This window comes from Mucilaginibacter daejeonensis (assembly GCF_020783335.1).
Lineage (GTDB): Bacteria > Bacteroidota > Bacteroidia > Sphingobacteriales > Sphingobacteriaceae > Mucilaginibacter > Mucilaginibacter daejeonensis.
Window position 1 is genome coordinate 760,415 of record NZ_CP086068.1, and the last position, 17,207, is coordinate 777,621.

A 17,207-nucleotide genomic window follows, 5' to 3' on the forward strand; every position below is an offset into this window, starting at 1 on the left:
TTATCCTAATATAGGGAGATCCAACTTTCCGAGCTTAGGATATTCCAATAATAGAGCTTTAATAAAGATGGTAAATTCTTCAATAATCTTAATCATGATGATGGTTATCTAGATTACTTAAAGAAATCTTTGATACTGATCAATTATCTTATCTAAATCCCAAATTAACTCATCTCTGCACTTAATATAAGCCTCTTTAGGGTTACTATACGACTCAAGTTCCTTTTCATCCTCCAATATATTTATTAGCTCATCTTCGGGATTAAATCCCTTAGTTACCAATTCAAGTATACCAACGAACTGCCGTATTTCATTGATTTGATCTTTCAATAAAGCCATTGATAAGCTATTTCTATAGATAGAGTATTTGATGGAATCTCTCAACTTAATTAATCTAATATAGCTTTCCATATTCTTTACAATAGGGTCGTTTTAGATATAAAGTATCAAATACAATAAAGCCCTTAATATCAATCAAGGGCAGTCAAAATAGAAGTTAGGAATAGTAGAACTAAGCCTGTCGCCTTTGAGTACTCATAAAGTACGCAAATTTAGCATGCCGCTGTGCTAAAGTTTCCTTTTTGTCAGGAGCCTGAGTTAACACCGAGCCTGCCACAGCTTTAATTTTGATCCACAACTCTGATGAGATAGAATCAGGCTTTTTCATAGAAAGTAATTCTGATGCATAAGTTGCCACTTGTTGAGAGGTCTTTTCGTTATCCATATTGAGAAAACATATTGACCCAAAATAAGAAACAGTTTTAAAATACCAAAATATTTAGCAATAGATTTGATAGACTATTTCTGTTATAAAGATTAGTCAAAATCGTTCCACGCACCTTCAGGTATTTCGGCATAAAACATTGCATAAAACTGCTGTTGTCCCGCTGGATTGAAAAATGCGTTGGTACCTCCTAATATACCCGTGATTTAATCTTGATTCAACCGCCTTTTCGAACTTGATAATGTCACTCTCATTTATTAACTGGACATCAAATTTTTTCAGCTTCTTTATAATGAATTTTCGCCTTTTAGTGCAGTGTATGTATCAGAATGATAATATGTCAATTCGAACAGCGGCTGATAATCATTTTTGTTGATGTATATCAACAACAGAGTTTCGTAACTTTTACCACACAAATACTTACCGAATATCCTTCTAATATTAGGATAATCTATATTAGTTAAATAGGAGAAATCTAATACAACTTCATCAAGAACGCTATTGTTGTGTTTATTGCTTTGCTGTGTACAATCGATTCTCCATCCTTTAGAATTAAGGTCGTAAAATTTAAAGATTTCAATCTGCTCTTTATTTATTCCCATACAATATTTACTTAAGGGTATTTATAAATAAAGATAATACAATGAATTCAAAAGAATTTTTTACCAAAAAACCATTGGATGTCATAATCGATGATAATGTCAGAATCAAAGATGATATGGTAGTGATGTACAACGTATATCTTCCTTACATAGATCCTGTAATATTTATTAAAGAATACGAAACTAAGGTAGTACATAACTGCATGAGTAGGCAAAAGCGATAATTGGCTGTTGATTTTGCCTTAAGCGAGCTTGAAGAAACCTAACTCGCAAATTCCCTATAAAATATTCGTATGCCTGTACTATCGACTTTTAGATTCCGATCGGCATCTTTAATATCAATTTTAACATTTTTTAGTTCTAAAAAATCATTTGCATTCTCCCCAATTTTGTCACGAACACCTTCTGTAATGGCGATAAAATTTGATGATTTATCTATAACTCCTTCATATAATGATTTTTCAATTGGTTTCTCCAACATGTGAATTAAGATTACGTCCTTTCCTTCCATATCGAAACGTAAACTGTCTACCTTATAAATCTTTTCTATTTCCTTAGCATGATGTATATAACACTTCAGCGATGCCGATAAAGACTTAAATAAACTTTTAATAGACGGATTTTGCATTGAGCTTGTTATGAAATTTTCTAAAAACTCATAAGCTTCTTCTTCTTTTAAAAAATAAAGAAACCAGCCATCTCCATTGTGTTTAATTTCAATGCCACTGTAGCTGTTCAAAAAATATGGCCTTATACAACTATCAATCATTTCCTGAATCTTGTCGATCAGTGATAACATGAGTGGATTATTTCCCCCATCTTTAATGTTTTTCGAGTAACCTTTTAAATCTATTAAGGTAAGCGCACCCGAATGCTGAGAAACCGTTCTTTCGTAGATTATAGAGAAACTATCTATTTGTCTTTTTTTACTGATGTATTCTTGATAATTTTTGTCAATTTTTTTTTGAGGGGCTTCTAACAATTGGTAGCCTTGATCAATATTATCTCCAGTTTCTTCATCAAAAACCGATTCATCGTCATTTTGAGCAATTAACCCCAATATTTCAAGGTCCGTCAAAATTTTAGCCACAAGGGTAAAATCAGCTACATAAAAATTTAACCCGGAATTTCTAAAGGTAGTTCCACTCTCAAAGTTTCCCAAAAAGTCGTCTAATTTTGCTACAATCTCCGGACTGTAGGTCTTTGGATCTTTATGAACAAGTTCAATTAATTTTGGAAAATACATGGTCCAGTTCCTCTAGAGTAGTGTTACCATTAGCGAATTTAATACGTGATTCTATAGCAAATACATCAAATTTAATGTATTCGAAAAGATTTGTAATATCAGAAGCATAAAACAAGACAGCACTTCCCGCTTTAGTTGTCATTTCTATATTTTTGCCCGCTGCTGCTTTATATGCCTCATTAGCTCGCACATCATCGTCAATGAAATTGTCCTTTATTTTATTTAGTTGAATTTTTCCATCATTAAGCTCTTTTCTTATTGTCGCAATACGTCCTGTATCAATACTAAATGCCGCCCCTTGGTTCGTTCGATCAGTTACTTGTTGTTTTAATTCTTTTGTTATGATATAATCGTATTTACCCAGCAATTCACCAACAGACTTTTTAATGTCTGAAAATTTTAAAAAACTCCAGAAGCCTGCACCAAAGATATAATCAATATCTCGTTCCAGTTGTTCTAACTTTTCTGTTGTTCTAAATGTGCGCCAAACATCAACTCCCATTAAGAACCTTCCCTTATTTATATCAAACCGAATATAGGTGACATGCCTTATTGGTGTCTTTTTGTAAACAACATAATCATAATCTGCATCAGAGGTCGTTTTAGAGCTATCTTGCTCACGAATGATTTTTTTTCTTGCAACCTTTATTTCTATAACATCATTTGTTGAGCTTACATTAAAATACTTAGTATCCCCTTCATTAGGCGGTAAGTAAATTGCTTTATCTTCTTTAGGAATTTTATTGATATTATTACGCATATCATTCAACTCTGCTGGCGTCTGTTTGGCTCTTAATTCAGCAAACCAAAAATCCTTCCTGCCAGCTTTCTCTATTTTTCTATAGAAGCTGATAAATTCTTGTTGAAAATTTTTGTCTGCACGCATCGCATCTTGTATCGCCTGAATTAGTTCGTTTTTGTGTTGTGATTTTTTGATATCCTTATTCCCAGAAATCAATAAGAATCGTTTCAGCGCATCTGCTGTTAATGCATTAAAAATTATATCGTACATATTAAGGAAGGATTAGTGATTAGTTTCTTATAAGAGCTTGTTTAAAAGCTGTTTATAATCGGATAAAAACAAATCTATTATTTTTTTACAATAACAAATTATATCAAATTCACAGGAATCAACTAAAAATGTATGGCTTTTAAAAATCCTAGTATTTAAAAAGTTTCCATGATACTTTAATATAGTCACAATTGTAACTTTTTATGTTTTGTCCCACATTTGTAAAAAAATAACTTCATATGGCAACTTCTTGCAAAAATTCAAAACAAAAATTGTACTTTAGTGTAAAGTATATATACTTTACACTATTAGGCATTTTTTCGCCTTCTAATTCCTACACCACTAAGTTTTCAGCTCCAAATAGAACATTTATACTTTGAAATATGGTTTTAAAACATTAACTTTGCAATACTGAAAGTATATATACTTTCAGTAAAGGTTAAATAATTCACATGGCTAATAAACCAAGGCTTACTGTAGCTTTGCCTCTATTAAAAAAGGAAATAGAACGCTTAGGCCCAAAAGTGGTCGATAACAGGTTGCTGACTGACATCTTTGAAACTAACAAAGATAAATGGCGATTGCCATTAGCCATGACATCCGAACGTTTTATAAATGATTTGGGTGAATTGGATTTCATGAGGCATCATTTGTTTCAGTTCCCTGCTATGAATCCCAAATTGTTGTTTTTTCAAGATGATGCTTCGGTTTATGAAATCAGCGCCAATATTTTTTCGCACAGTTATTTATCCCACTACTCTGCCGTAACATTATGGGGTTTAACAGAACAGATACCAAAAACGATTTATATTACCCAAGAACAATCACAATCTCCTGCTAAATCGCAGCTGGCAGAATTGAATCAGACAGGCATTGATCAAGCTTTTCAAAAACCACAGCGACAGTCTGAAACCTTTACGCTTTTTCAGGATTTTAAAATCATGCTTCTTCGTGGTAAAGGAACAAAAGACCTAGGTGTGCAATATGTAGATCGGCAAATTAATCAGCAGATAAGAGTGACAGATATAGAGCGAACCTTAATTGATATTGCCGTAAGGCCCTCTTATGCCGGTGGAGTAAGCGAGGTTTTAAAAGCGTACCGATTAGCAAAGGAAAATTATAACGTTTCAGTCAATAAGTTATCGGGCTATCTAAGCCGAATGAATTTTAGTTATCCCTATCACCAGGCCATCGGTTTTTATCTATCACATGCTGGAAATTATAAAACATCACAGTTAGCGATTTTTAAGAATAAACCCCAAACATTTAATTTTTACCTTACTTACGAAATGGCTAACCCCGGTTATGACGCCGAATGGCAAATCTACTACCCAAAAGGTTTAATCTAGGAGGTGTTCTATTCTTTCTATTACATAATCGAAATAAAAATCAAAGCCCTTATCATCTTCCGATTGTGAAAGCGTATCCTTAACGGAATCGTAAGCCGCTTTATGTACTTCTTTCATTGACCTAATTTTTTTTAGGTACTCCAATGGCACACGCTTTGCTTGGAAGACTTGTGCCAGCACATCTTTAGCTTCAATTGAAGTGATGTCAATATCGTAGTTTTCCAATATTGCATGAATGTCAAAGAAGTCGCGCGGGCGAGCACGTTCTTCGTCTTGATAAGGCTTTTTTGATAATAAAATATCGGTTTGGTATTCCGGCAATTTTTGAGCCAGTGCTCGAATCTTTTCAAAAACAATCAGTTGAGGTGCATATACATAGTAGTTTACGCCATCAATCTCTTTCAGTACACGGTGTTTGCCCACAAACTCAAATTTACTGATATCCACAGAGAATTTACTGGATTGATTAGGGTTCAATGCTAATGCATTTCGGCGAATAGCTTCCTGATTTGGATAATGCTGGTCGTGAACTTTTTGCTCTACCAATTTAAATTCCAGATAATAGCCTCCCCAAAAGGGCTGCAATTCTTCTCGCAACATCTTTGGTTTTTCGGTGATTTTAAAGTCGATGACAACATAGCCGTAGCTGGCGAAACCGATGGTAACTGTTCTAGCCAGTCGCTCCTGTATTGCGGCAATCTCCTCTTCAAAATCATCCTCCATTGAAAAATCAAGGTCGTAAGATGCGCGTTCGCTCAAACCATAGCCTAAACTCAGCGCGTTACCGCCTTTCAATACCAAGGTTTCCATTAAATCATCATCTTGTACTAGCGAAATTATAGTAATGCGTTTAATTTGATTGATAAGTTCAATGTCTACCATGGTTTTCGATTAAGTCGTAAAGCTACAGATCAGAATGCAAAAGGCTTGTCAAACTATTACAGATAATGATAGAAAATATTAACAAAGACTCGGCCTAGCCAATTTTAAAGATTAATAATCAAATTGTTAAAAAAATTATCATATTTAAATTCCATAAAATATGTATGCAACCTAAAATTTTCATAGGATCTTCAGTTTCTGGATTACCTGTAGCTTACGCAATACAAGAAGAGTTGGAACACGATGCAGATATAAACATCTGGAGTCAAGGAATATTCAATCTTACTGCCTCAACGCTAGCTGAGTTAATGAATGCATTAAACACTTTTGATTTTGCTGTTTTCGTGTTCAGCGCAGACGACCCAATAGAATTCAAAGACGAGCAGTTTCTTGCTGTAAGAGATAATGTGATTTTTGAGGCAGGACTTTTTATTGGTCGACTTGGAACAGAAAAAGTCTTTTTCATCAAACCTAGAAATGCCAAACGTATTAAATTACCGACCGACTTGCTTGGAATTACTCCTGGTGATTATGATGACTCAAAAGAGAATCTAAATGCTGCCGTTGGTGCTTTTTGTAATAAAGTAAGGAAAGCACTTAAAAAGTTTGTTCCTGGGAGCAATCAAACGCTACCTCAATTCAATCTAAGTAAGATAAAGGAAAATTCAGCTAAACATGAAGTCAAAATCTTAAATGATCAAGGTGATGCATTGATAACTAAGACCTTAAATTTTACGGTTATCGAGGATTCTGTGAGTGATAGAGCTCATGGATTATTTTGTGATACCTTTCCCATGTCTTGGGAAGAAATAGATTTAAAAGCAGTTGATAGTGCCGGAAATAGGCTACATATTGATATTGAAAGAGATTCTCCCAATAGAAAAAGCTTTAAAATTACATTTAAAAACTGCATCTATAAAGGGAAAAGCATCGAATACTCTTACAGCTATTTTTGGAAGAAAGTCTTTCCACAAAAAAGTGAGTATTTCACCTTTAAAATGGCTGCGCCAAAGACATCATTCGTTTTACACTACCCTTCTGATTGGACAATTCAGTTTATAAAAGCTGAACAAAATTTAGATGGTGTAATGAACAAGAATATCAGAATAGAGAATCAATTAACCCAAACGCTGGACGGTTTCATCTACGAAGAGTATGCATTTGATACAGAGTCTTATAACGCCGAAATCAAAGTTTCTTGGAAAAGGAGTTGATATTTTTAGCAAGTGCCGCCGCCAGCGATTGTTATTGACATATTTTTGGTTCTTATTTTATCGACACACGAATCTAAGAATTGTTTTTGTATTTGCAACAAGTACGGTGAGAATTTAAGCTTTGGTTAGGTAGAAGCAGCTACCGATGTCTTGCTTACCAATTTGTTCTTTTCATATTTAAAGAGTTTTACGGGCTGTAGCTTCATTCCTACAAACATTTACTAATTTGTTATTATGACAAAACAGTTCATGGAATCGTATAAACATTTACTGCATTTAGAAAACCAGAAAAATGCAGTGCCGAAATCTTTAAAAGAATAAATCCTCATTTTTGTAATTCGTTCATTCTTCTTGTTCAAACACGACATTCAAAGTGCCTTCTATTAGCTTTGGGACATTTGAGATGTTTAAACGATAGTCAATCGTGAAATTTTTCATGCACTCGAATGATTCATATTGGAGATATACCTTGTCGAAGGTTTTGGTCATTTGATGCTTTAGAAGCTTGCAATGATAAGTTACTTCATAGCTATTAGTCTTCCTAATATGTGGAGCGTCAAAATCAATGACCGGAATGCGAGGTGCATGAAATTTGGGTAAATTTATTAAGGAAAGGAAGTTGTTGCCACCAGTATCATAATCATGTTCTGGTCTGTGAGGAGGCTTAGGCTCTTTGGGGGCTTTACTAGGCGCGTTAAATGCCTCAAACCCATCTGGTAAATGAATCCATACATCAATGTCTTCAGCGGGCAAATTACCTGAATTGATAATGGCAAATTCCAATTCAACTGCCATGAAACGTTTGACAGCAAAATCAAAATATTTATTTAGGTATAACTTGTGTTCCTGAAAAAACTTAGTTAAGTCATCATTGAATCTTGCCTTAGTTTTATTGCTTAATTCTAATCTATTAAGCAATGCAAGTTTTTCAGCCAATGTAGTTGGCTCTTTATATGCTTCAATAATCATTAACGGATGTTCCTTTTCAATTTCAGCCATTTTCTCCTCAACGATTTCGTCTCTCGGCCTTAGCTTTGATTTTACTGGAACACGTAATAACCGCGTTTTATCAGCAAAAAATAGATCGACCTTAGGAATGCTTTCTTTTAAATTCGCATTTTCCTGTTTTAGTTTCTCAATCAGTTTCGTTTGCTCATCTTGATTATCTTTCAATCGTAGTTTCGAATCTAGCTTTAAAACCGGGATATTGAAGGTTTTCGACCTAACCGAAGCCATTAGGTCATCCGTTATGAGTAATACTTGTTCAGATTCGTTGTTTTTTCGATATTCTATGATACTGGCTAATAAGCAATCGTCCTGGTGCTTTGGGTCTAAGGAGTTTTGTTCAAAAGTCGACGCTACAGGACGTCTATGTAGTATTACCGAAGGGAACCGGCCCTCTTGCTCATTTAGGATTGCGATTAGTTTTCCGGCAAGCATTCTTGCTCTCTTTGCAGTCTTAGGATTGTTATGATTTTTATGCTTATCCAATTCGTCAAGAATGATTGGCGGAAAGACAAGTTTAAACTCCCCATGCACTAACGAATCTAAAGGAAGTTCATCAAATGTTGTGAAATGCAATAGAATGTTGGTATCAATAAAGACGGCTCGCATATATTTAAAGTATTTACTAATTATAATTACCAAAACTTACTTCATTTATGTAAGTAAAACATTATCCTTTTAGAACATAACCACCGATTGTGGAAATCTTATGCCAATGAAAGTTGATGTCCGGCGCTTTTTCCGTATAATAAAACAATTTGATTAGGGTTATTGGTTCGTTTTTGTCTCGTGCGTACTGCAATATTTCTTCCTCTATCACCTAAGTCCAAGTTTAGCCAACTCTACCTCAAACCCATCTCATTATATTTTGACTTGAAATGATTTGACCAATCTATCAGCAGCGAGCCGCTCACAACGAAACTTGCATAGCCTTCCCATTGTTCTCCGCTGTCTTCAAGCACACTATAACTATAATTTACCTCCCTGACATCTGCTTCGTCTTGCTTAAAGACGTAGTAATCTAGAATTGTAGTTTTCATAATTTGTATTATTAAAGCTATATATAAAACCTGAGGAAACATAGGTTTCTCGAACACCGCATTCACAAAATTAGCAGCGCATAAAAATCGCCAAGGGTATTTGAATAGCCACGCCTCGTATCCTTCGGCCTGTCTGCCCCTGACAATTTTTATGTTTACTGCTTACGGCTGTTTAAACGCTGTAATGCCCTCGTGTGTTAATGAAAACAAGCGATATTACCTTGCATATGCTCTAAAGCCGGTTCGTTCGTGCCATGTGCTGCTTCTCCATTGCTTATTCCAGTTTTGTTAGCTGTTCCTGTAGCAACGCCTGGTTTTGCACCATTTGCCCGTTCTGCTCCCTCAAGCCCTGCATGATTTTCAATAGCTCCGCCATTTTTTGCAGCATCAGCGAAGCTTCGTCTGCGGGTTCGCTGGCTTTCGCTTCCTGCTTCCGGTGCCATTACCGCTCCTCGGGTGGCTTGTAGTTACTGCTGCTTTAGTTCGCTCATTTCCCTGGCTAACAGCCTCGTGGTCTCTATCTTGTTCATAGCTTACAATCTCTGACCATATATACTGATTAACCAATGCCAGTCCTTTCGATATGAAACCATCGTAGCAATAAGTTACACCGCTTACCCGGCCCGGACTGTTCAGGTTGAAGAGAAAGCCAATGTTCATTTCTTCACCCTGCCTGATTAACCCGGGTAAGGTGAGATTCGGTCGGGCAAGCAGCTTTCCAAGCAAATGCCGCAAGACCAATTTTTAATCGCTCACCTGTCCTGATAACCATTTCGAGTTCGCCCTTTTTAGTAGCCCCGTTACCGGCCTGCCTTCTGCTCTCTACCACTGTTAAGTCGTACTGCTTTTCGATACTTCTAAGTATAGCGTCACTTCACATCTAGGTGTTGCTGTCCGATACCACCTCTTCGTCAAAGGTTATACGGTTAACTAATAAGTGTACATTAAGATGGTCTGCATCATAGCGCCTGAAGATAAGGTATTGGTTTTCAGTATAGCCCATACCTTTTAAATAAGCATAGGCAATGGCCAGCAACTTTTCGTTATTCAACTGCCTTTCCTCGACTTATAAAAAGTTCAGGTTGGTATTATACACATACCTGTTCAAGTTAGGTTTCAGGCTTCTGACCAAACTCTACTTCCTGTTTGATGAGATGTTTGTCCAGTGAGGCAAAGTTCATATCGGACAGCTCAGCCCTGATACGCCAGTTAGGATGGTCAAGCTTTCTCATGTTATAGCTTAAGGCACCCATAAAGCTTTTATCTATTATCATCGTTTAATAGGATTTGAATGATTAACTGCTGCTGCGCCCCCAGGTGTTCGAGTGCCAAAATCAGTCCTGGTGGCAGGATGCCGGCGTTTGCCCGTTTGGTCAGCTGGTTCAGGTTAACCCCGATCTTCTTCAGCTCGCGGTAGGTGTCTATTTCAAGTCTTGCTTTTTTGGGCTCAGGAAAGCGACCGCTAAAGACTTTTTACCCTGATCAGTATGCGCGGTTGCTTGCCACATACTCCAGCAAGCTTAATCAGCCGCTCGTTCTCTTCTTGTCAGTCTGATCGGGAAACCGACTGAACGTTTCTCATCCTTGTCTTTTGCTGGTCTTGCCATAGGCTTTGTCCAGTTAAACGAAGTGCAACAGGCGGGCTCCGGGCTCTGCCGCGCAAGCCGTTTCGGTATAACCGAACCATGGCTTGATTCATCAGGGCGAGCTATATAAAAGGCTCTGGTAGTAGTGACGGATTTACAGTTTGATTGCTCCCTTGCCTTACTATTCGCAAAGCTTCGGCTTTGCTTCGGGAATGCCGCCTATATATCCTGCCTCTCTGCACCTTTCTGATAAATTTGTGAAGTCTGGATTGGCCGGACGTAAAAGCATAGGTACAGCTTTTCAATGGTAATGCCTGCATTTGTTGCTTCGTTGGTTCCTTCCTCAGTTACTTTTTCCCTCTGTTGCCCTGCAGTACGGCCTGTATGTCCTCCTGCTTTTAGTAAATAATGCCGCCTATCTTAGTGTAGCGGAGCGTACCATTTACACCCGCAGGTTTTGAAGCGTCGCAGGGGACATGCGAAGCATGTTCTTGACCTGATAGCTTTTAAGCCATTTTTGGTTTTCCTGCTTTAAATTGCCGCCCAGCATCTGCTTGATGTCTTCCAGCAGCAGCGTCCGAAACTCGTTCAGGTCTTTAGTGATGATCTCTGTTGCCATGTTCTTAATTTTAAACGGCGGTAAAAGTCAAAGTATAACATACCACAACTTGACAACCACTGGGTAGTACGCAGAAGTAAAGGTTGGTTTTAAGGTGATTTTCTGTTAACCGTTGTTACTGCCGTTATGATAGTTACTTTCTTGTTTATTTGATACTGTTTGGTAAGGCTGCATACCTATTGATATTTCTGCACACGGCTTGCTTCAAGACTTTGGTAGCCACGCCGTGTAGTTCTGCAAGTCCAGGTTCGAGCATTAATTTTCACCCCTAACCAGGCAGCAAATCTCCTTAATGATCTTTGGCTGTTAGGTTGCAATTTATTCAATCTTCACTCTTTTCTTCATTAAGCTGTAGCCTATGTCGGAGTGACCGCATGTCCGCCCTTAACTTATTTTCCACCACCCTCGCGTAGATCTGGGTAGTAGCGACCTTTGCATGGCCAAGTATCTTGCTGACCGTCTCAATAGGAACTCCGTTCGATAAGGTCACCGTAGTGGCAAAGGTATGCCTGGCCATGTGGAAGGTCAGGTTCTTATGAATACCGCAGAACTCTGCGATCTCTTTGAGATAACTGTTCACCTTTTGATTGGAAAGCAAGGGGAATACCCGGCCATTGTATAATGACCTTTCATTGTAGCGGTATTTGTCGATCAGCTCTGATGCCTTGGGCAATAAAGGCACATTCACCGGCTCATTGGTCTTTTCCCTTATGGTCCTGATCCAACGTTCACCATTCTCCATGTTGGCTATCTGCGCAGGCCGCAAGGCCATGAGGTCACCATAAGCTAATCCTGTATAGCAACTGAAGATAAAAAGGTCCTTGATCAATGCCAGACGTTCCAGGTCGAACACTTTTTGCTCGATCGCTTTGAGTTCGCTATCGGTCAGGTATTCCCTGGCCACTTTTTTCATCTTGATCTTAAAGGTGGCAAAGGGATCTCCTTCTATCCATTGCATGTCCTTTCCCAGGTGCACCATTTTCTTCAGGCGTTTGAGATGGACCTTGACGCCATTATCATTCAGCGGCTTGTGGTGGTCCTTTGGACGGTGCGCCCGGAGAAAGGCATCAAAGCCCTGGATGAAGCCATGGCCGAGGTCCCTTAGCAAGAGGTCATCGGCCTGATAATGATCTCTTACATAACTGATCAGGTAGCGCTGGGTCACATGATACTGTTTCATCGTGGCCGGGTCCAGGCTTTTTCCTGCCGTGTCATTGTGATAGGCCATCAATTTATTCAGCGTGAACGTTTCATCTGTCTCGCCAAGGAAAAGGCTTTTGACCGCTTTTGGGGTAAGCAGCTTACCTTTCAGTAAAAGTTCTTTATAGCAGTTACCCAGATTCAGTCTCACCTCGTCGAGATAGGTGTTGATGGCCTTTGCTTCTTCACGTGTGCCTTTAGCGGCCCCCTTACCAATGTCCCAGACCATTAGGCTGACCTGTTGCTTGAGCGCGATGAACGCTTTCTCCTTGTTCACAGTTACGGCCGCATAAAGCGGTGCTTTGCCATTTTTTGCTTTGTCGGTCTTGATGGTGAAATAGACCCTGAATGATCGTGTCGTTCTCATGACGGTATCGAATTAAATGTTACTGCTTGATTCGCTCCGTGACAGGCCGTTGAGGTGTTCGCGACGTGCAGTCATTGAGATAGGACCGTAAGTGTCTTATCATCATGACCTTAGCTCGTTTTCGAACACCTAATATCGGAACTCTCCGGAGGTGTTCAGTTAGGTGTTCAGATACCTGGCTTTAGAAAGGTCTGTTGAGGGGATAATTAATGAAAAAACCCCCTGAACGATCAGTTCAGAGGGTTTTTAGTGTTCGTTGGGTCTCACCTTGTGATCCCGCTGGGACTCGAACCCAGGACCCCAACATTAAAAGTGTTATGCTCTACCGGCTGAGCTACGGAATCATACCGATAAAAAATGCCTTTTGGGTATCGTTTTATCGGGCTGCAAATATAGACGTTTTTTGTGAATGATAAAATTATTTTAAAATTTCATTCTGTAGTAGTCCTGCCGGCTATGATCAAAGGCTTACTTGAGCGGTTATGGCGAGTATTTAGCAACAAAAAAAGCCCCTTAAAAAGGGGCTTAGATCAAGCGCAATGGCTTAATGATAGTTTTCGCGCATGCGGCTGGTCACGCGTTGTACCGCTTCGTCGGTGTATTGTTTAGCCTTTTCCATCAGGTCAGGCGCTTTTTCGTTCCAGTCGTCAATGATCGACTTGCCATCTTCCTGGCGTTTTTCAGTGATGTACTTGATACCGTATGCCGCAGCGGCACCTACGATAGCCCATTTTAATAAACCCATTTGACAATATGTTTAAAGTGAATAACCAATGTTACTATCTGTAACTGTGCAAGTTTAGTGCCAAGGTTATCAGGTGCAACACACAAAAACATGAACCTCCTGTTCAGTACACATGCGCCAATTGCTGCAAAAATGGTTGAAGGGGCCAATGATCCATCTTAGCGACAGGTTCGCTTCGAGGCCTGATGCCCGGCGCGTGCATCAGGCGCTTAGTGATCTGTACCATACGCTGATCACCGAACCCGGCAAGCGGGGTGTCGTGATTCCGTTCGATGCTAAGCATGATAAATTCGTGATCCTATCCGATCAGCATAAAGGTGCGCGAGATCATGCTGATGATTTTGCATTGGCCGAGGCTAACTACCTGGCCGCACTGGATCATTATGATAATGGAGGTTATCACTACATTAACCTGGGCGATAGCGAGGAACTTTGGGAGAATAGCATGCTATCGGTCAAGAAGCATAACCAGCGCACGTTCGACCATGAGAAGACGTTCCTGGTTCGGCATGCTTTCATCAAGATATTTGGCAATCATGACCTGTATTGGGATAACGACCCTTTGGCCAGCATCATGCTCCGTCAATTGTATGGTCAGCCGGTCAAGGTTTGGGAAGGTGTGATCTTGAGAACAACTATAGACAACGATCCGCTCGATCTCTACCTCACGCACGGTCACCAGGGCGACCTGCAAAGCGATGGTAACTGGTTAAGCAAATGGTTCGTGGCCAATGTGTGGGCGCCACTGCAATCCTTCCTAGAGATTAACCTTAATACGCCGGCCACTAACGATGCTTTGAAAACCCTACATAACCAAATGATGTACGATTGGAGCAGTACACAGAAAGACCTGCTGCTCATTACGGGTCATACTCATCAGCCGGTGTTTTGCTCGCTCACCCACCTCGAGCGCTTGTACCTTGACCTGGAGAAAGCCGAAGTAAATAACGATGTGGCTGCCATCGCTGTGGTCAAAAAGGCGATAGGCACGCACATTTGGGCAGGCGAACAAAAGTTCAGCTTCCCCGGTTACCGACCGTCCTATTTCAACACCGGGTGCTGTTGTTTTGATGATGGCGATATCACCGGTATCGAGATAGCCGAAGGACAAATGCGGCTGATCAAGTGGAGTTATGATGATAATGGGGACAGCGAGCGTATAGTGCTCGACGAAAGTAGCCTAAGCAAGATCATAGCTGGTTTAAAGGCGATACCTAAATGATCAGCATAAAAAAAGCCACATCATTTGATGTGGCTTTATAGTGGTCAGTGATGATCTATTTCTTTGCGGCTCCCTTGGCGGGTGCGGCCGGTGTGTTGAAGGCAATGGGCAAGCCCCATGAGGTGTCAACCGGCAGTCCGTTCTGGATACGGGGCTTCCAGGCGGCCGATGCATTGATGCCATCTATAATGGCCTTATCTACCTCTGGCGTAATGGTTCCCAGTAGTATGGGGTTGGTCACCTTGCCATCTTTAGTAATAGTGAACGAAGCGAATATCTGTACCGGTTTGGTTTTCAGTGCGGCCGGAAGCTTTACCTTCTTTTTGACCAGTGTTGTAAAAGCGGTAGCGCCGCCAGGGTACTCAGGCGTTTGGCTCTTGCTGTTATATGTGTATTTAACGCCGTTGGCAGCGGTGGTCACCCCTGATATAAATTTACCATCCTGGTAGGTGTCGGTGTAGGTCACCTTTTCGGCAGGGTAGGTGCCATGCCATTCGCCCACGCGTTTGCCACCTTTAATATCACCTTCTTCGGAGATGTAACGGTAGTTCTCGTCATAGCTAACAAAATGGCCATTGCCGTCGATCACCAAGGCTTTGCCAGCGGTATCTGAGCAGGACATGATACGCATGCGCTCGTCAAGGCCCAGTGTTTGGCCGGTATCTACCGTGAAGGTGATGTAGGGTTTGCCATTGGCGTGGAAGAGGTAATTAGTGCCGGTGAGCATGCCGTTATCATAGGTGAGCACTGACTGGCGCTTACCTGTGGGCGAGTAGCTGATCGATTGTCCCTCTAAACGTGGCGGGTCGATACTGATCGATTTGCCCAGCATTTTGACCTTGTTGTTTGGATAGTAGTCGCTGATACCGAATAGGGTTGAACCTGAATCAGGCAGGGTAACGATGCGGATATAGTCGGCACTATCAGCAGTGGGGAGCTTCAGCCCGTTATTCTTGAAATAGAATACCTGCTGTACCTTGGGTTTTTGCTGAGCGTAGCCTGCGGTGAGGCCAAGCGCTAAGCAAAGCGTTAAGAAATATCTCATTTGTTCAATTCATTAGGATACGGGCTCCTAATTTATCGAATTAATTTGTTATCGTTGTCTGGGAAGATCAAAATAGGCTCATACTTACGGGCTTCGTCCATTTCCATGTGTGCGTATGACATGATGATCACTACATCGCCCACCTGTGCTAACCGTGCCGTTGCGCCGTTCAGGCAAACCGTACCACTACCACGTTCACCTTTGATCACGTAGGTCTCAAAGCGTGCGCCGTTGTTGTTATTCACGATCTGCACCTTCTCGTTGGGTATTATGTTGGCCGCCTCTATCAGGTCCTCATCGATCGTGATACTGCCTACATAATTCAGTTCGGCCTGTGTTACTTTAGCACGATGGATCTTGGACTTTAAAACCTCGATTATCATAAGGCAAAGTTAATAATTAATATCACAGCACGCTATCACCGTATTATCACATTATCGATGAGCCGGGTGCTACCTACGCGGGCCGCAACCAAAGCAACGATGGATGTACTGTGAGGTTCAGCATGTTCTAAAGTATCACCATCGGCCAGGGTGAAGTATTCCAGTTGGGTACCAGGCTCATGGCTGATCATAGCCGCGGCTTTCTCCTCGATCTGTGCGATCGGCATGCCTTCCTCAAAATAGCTTTTGGCGCGGTTCAGTGCTTGCCATAATACCAGGGCATGCTCATGGTCGGCAGTGCTCAAATGGATGTTACGCGAACTCATGGCCAAGCCATCAGTCTCCCTTAATATCGGGCACATGATCACCTTTACGGGCAGGTTCAGCAATTGCACCATTTTGCGGATCACCATTACCTGCTGGTAGTCCTTTTGGCCGAAAAAGGCCAGATTGGGCTGTATGATGTCGAAAAGTTTAAATACCACCTGCGTAACGCCCTGGTAATGCCCTGGCCTGAATTCACCTTCCAGCAAATGTTCCAGCGGGCCAATATCTAAATGCCAGTTCTCATTACCGGCATACATCTCACCTACGGGTGGATTGAACAAAATATCGCATTCGGCCCGCTCCAGTTTAGCAGTATCGGCAGCGATAGGGCGGGGGTAGCGTTCCAGATCGGCCGGGTCATTGAACTGGGTAGGATTCACGAAAATGCTGCAAATGGTCACATCGGCCTGTTGCTTAGCCTGTGCGAGTAAGGACAGATGGCCATCATGCAAAGCGCCCATGGTGGCCACATAACCAATGCTTGAGCCCTGTTGGCGCAGTTGCTGCAGATGTTGCTGCAACGCGTTTTTGGTGGTAAATATTTTCAACTAATAAAATAATTAAAAAAGTGCGCAAAGGTGGGTAATTGGTTCTATATAAGCAAAAGTACTTGCATAAAACGTTGATAGTTCATAAGAT

20 protein-coding genes and 1 tRNA gene are annotated in these 17,207 nt (G+C 40.6%); 3 read left to right on the plus strand and 18 right to left on the minus strand.

What is annotated here, in order from left to right; translation table 11 throughout:
* Positions 1–117: 117 nt before the first annotated feature.
* The 4 genes from LLH06_RS03460 to LLH06_RS03475 all read right to left on the minus strand — a co-directional run bounded on the left by LLH06_RS03460 (position 118) and on the right by LLH06_RS03475 (position 3,584).
* Positions 118–411 carry a hypothetical protein gene (locus tag LLH06_RS03460; protein WP_228171870.1) on the minus strand — a complete coding sequence of 98 codons (294 nt, stop codon included), beginning with the start codon at positions 409–411 and terminating at the stop codon, positions 118–120.
* A 100-nt stretch (positions 412–511) separates the two neighbouring features.
* Positions 512–724, minus strand: coding sequence for a hypothetical protein (locus LLH06_RS03465; protein WP_228171871.1), 213 nt, complete (start codon positions 722–724; stop codon positions 512–514).
* An 864-nt stretch (positions 725–1,588) separates the two neighbouring features.
* A complete protein-coding gene (locus tag LLH06_RS03470; RefSeq protein ID WP_228171872.1) occupies positions 1,589–2,572 on the minus strand; it encodes a hypothetical protein in 984 nt (327 codons plus the stop codon).
* Positions 2,550–3,584, minus strand: a complete 1,035-nt coding sequence (locus LLH06_RS03475) for a hypothetical protein (protein WP_228171873.1) — start codon at positions 3,582–3,584, stop codon at positions 2,550–2,552. Before LLH06_RS03475 ends, LLH06_RS03470 begins: the two co-directional genes overlap by 23 nt.
* 452 nt (positions 3,585–4,036) lie before the next feature.
* On the opposite strand from LLH06_RS03475, the gene LLH06_RS03480 reads away from it, so the two are divergent.
* The gene (locus tag LLH06_RS03480) at positions 4,037–4,933 is read left to right on the plus strand and encodes a type IV toxin-antitoxin system AbiEi family antitoxin domain-containing protein (RefSeq protein WP_228171874.1); all 897 of its coding nucleotides are present in this window, start codon (positions 4,037–4,039) and stop codon (positions 4,931–4,933) included.
* Here LLH06_RS03480 and LLH06_RS03485 read toward each other — a convergent pair.
* Positions 4,925–5,815, minus strand: coding sequence for a nucleotidyl transferase AbiEii/AbiGii toxin family protein (locus LLH06_RS03485; RefSeq protein WP_228171875.1), 891 nt, complete (start codon positions 5,813–5,815; stop codon positions 4,925–4,927). The genes LLH06_RS03480 and LLH06_RS03485 overlap by 9 nt on opposite strands.
* A 164-nt stretch (positions 5,816–5,979) precedes the next feature.
* On the opposite strand from LLH06_RS03485, the gene LLH06_RS03490 reads away from it, so the two are divergent.
* The gene (locus tag LLH06_RS03490; protein ID WP_228171876.1) at positions 5,980–7,029 is read left to right on the plus strand and encodes a TIR domain-containing protein; all 1,050 of its coding nucleotides are present in this window, start codon (positions 5,980–5,982) and stop codon (positions 7,027–7,029) included.
* A gap of 342 nt (positions 7,030–7,371) precedes the next feature.
* On the opposite strand, the gene LLH06_RS03495 is transcribed toward LLH06_RS03490, so the two are convergent.
* The 10 genes from LLH06_RS03495 to LLH06_RS03535 all read right to left on the minus strand — a co-directional run bounded on the left by LLH06_RS03495 (position 7,372) and on the right by LLH06_RS03535 (position 13,591).
* Positions 7,372–8,643, minus strand: coding sequence for a PIN domain-containing protein (locus tag LLH06_RS03495; protein ID WP_228171877.1), 1,272 nt, complete (start codon positions 8,641–8,643; stop codon positions 7,372–7,374).
* 233 nt (positions 8,644–8,876) lie between these two features.
* Positions 8,877–9,074: a hypothetical protein gene (locus tag LLH06_RS03500; protein WP_228171878.1), complete on the minus strand. Its 198-nt coding sequence runs from the start codon at positions 9,072–9,074 to the stop codon at positions 8,877–8,879.
* A 197-nt stretch (positions 9,075–9,271) separates the two neighbouring features.
* On the minus strand, positions 9,272–9,517 hold the full coding sequence (locus LLH06_RS03505; protein ID WP_228171879.1) for a hypothetical protein: 246 nt from the start codon (positions 9,515–9,517) through the stop codon (positions 9,272–9,274).
* Positions 9,518–9,954: 437 nt separating this feature from the next.
* A complete protein-coding gene (locus tag LLH06_RS03510; RefSeq protein WP_228171880.1) occupies positions 9,955–10,125 on the minus strand; it encodes a relaxase/mobilization nuclease domain-containing protein in 171 nt (56 codons plus the stop codon).
* A gap of 58 nt (positions 10,126–10,183) precedes the next feature.
* Entirely contained in the window at positions 10,184–10,348 is a 165-nt protein-coding gene (locus LLH06_RS03515; protein ID WP_228171881.1) for a hypothetical protein, read from the minus strand.
* Positions 10,335–10,499, minus strand: a complete 165-nt coding sequence (mobC, locus tag LLH06_RS20750; protein WP_394800327.1) for a plasmid mobilization relaxosome protein MobC — start codon at positions 10,497–10,499, stop codon at positions 10,335–10,337. The genes LLH06_RS03515 and mobC overlap by 14 nt, the downstream gene beginning before the upstream one ends.
* Positions 10,500–11,102: 603 nt before the next feature.
* The gene (locus LLH06_RS03520; RefSeq protein ID WP_228171882.1) at positions 11,103–11,279 is read right to left on the minus strand and encodes a hypothetical protein; all 177 of its coding nucleotides are present in this window, start codon (positions 11,277–11,279) and stop codon (positions 11,103–11,105) included.
* A gap of 322 nt (positions 11,280–11,601) precedes the next feature.
* Positions 11,602–12,846 (minus strand): site-specific integrase, encoded by a 1,245-nt coding sequence (locus LLH06_RS03525; protein ID WP_228171883.1) that lies wholly within the window; start codon positions 12,844–12,846, stop codon positions 11,602–11,604.
* Positions 12,847–13,117: 271 nt separating this feature from the next.
* A tRNA-Lys gene (locus tag LLH06_RS03530) sits at positions 13,118–13,190 on the minus strand.
* 200 nt (positions 13,191–13,390) lie between these two features.
* Complete coding sequence (locus LLH06_RS03535) at positions 13,391–13,591, minus strand: YtxH domain-containing protein (protein ID WP_228171884.1); 201 nt, start codon at positions 13,589–13,591, stop codon at positions 13,391–13,393.
* A 112-nt stretch (positions 13,592–13,703) separates the two neighbouring features.
* Between LLH06_RS03535 and LLH06_RS03540 the strand changes: the two genes are divergently transcribed.
* Entirely contained in the window at positions 13,704–14,813 is a 1,110-nt protein-coding gene (locus LLH06_RS03540) for a metallophosphoesterase family protein (protein ID WP_228171885.1), read from the plus strand.
* A 55-nt stretch (positions 14,814–14,868) separates the two neighbouring features.
* Here LLH06_RS03540 and LLH06_RS03545 read toward each other — a convergent pair whose 3' ends face one another.
* From LLH06_RS03545 to panC, 3 genes are read right to left on the minus strand one after another with little or no spacing between them, the layout of a single operon-like run.
* Complete coding sequence (locus LLH06_RS03545; protein WP_228171886.1) at positions 14,869–15,858, minus strand: hypothetical protein; 990 nt, start codon at positions 15,856–15,858, stop codon at positions 14,869–14,871.
* Positions 15,859–15,890: 32 nt separating this feature from the next.
* A complete protein-coding gene (panD, locus tag LLH06_RS03550) occupies positions 15,891–16,241 on the minus strand; it encodes an aspartate 1-decarboxylase (RefSeq protein WP_228171887.1) in 351 nt (116 codons plus the stop codon).
* Between the two features lie 35 nt (positions 16,242–16,276).
* The gene (panC, locus tag LLH06_RS03555; RefSeq protein ID WP_228171888.1) at positions 16,277–17,116 is read right to left on the minus strand and encodes a pantoate--beta-alanine ligase; all 840 of its coding nucleotides are present in this window, start codon (positions 17,114–17,116) and stop codon (positions 16,277–16,279) included.
* Between the last annotated feature and the right edge of the window lie 91 nt (positions 17,117–17,207).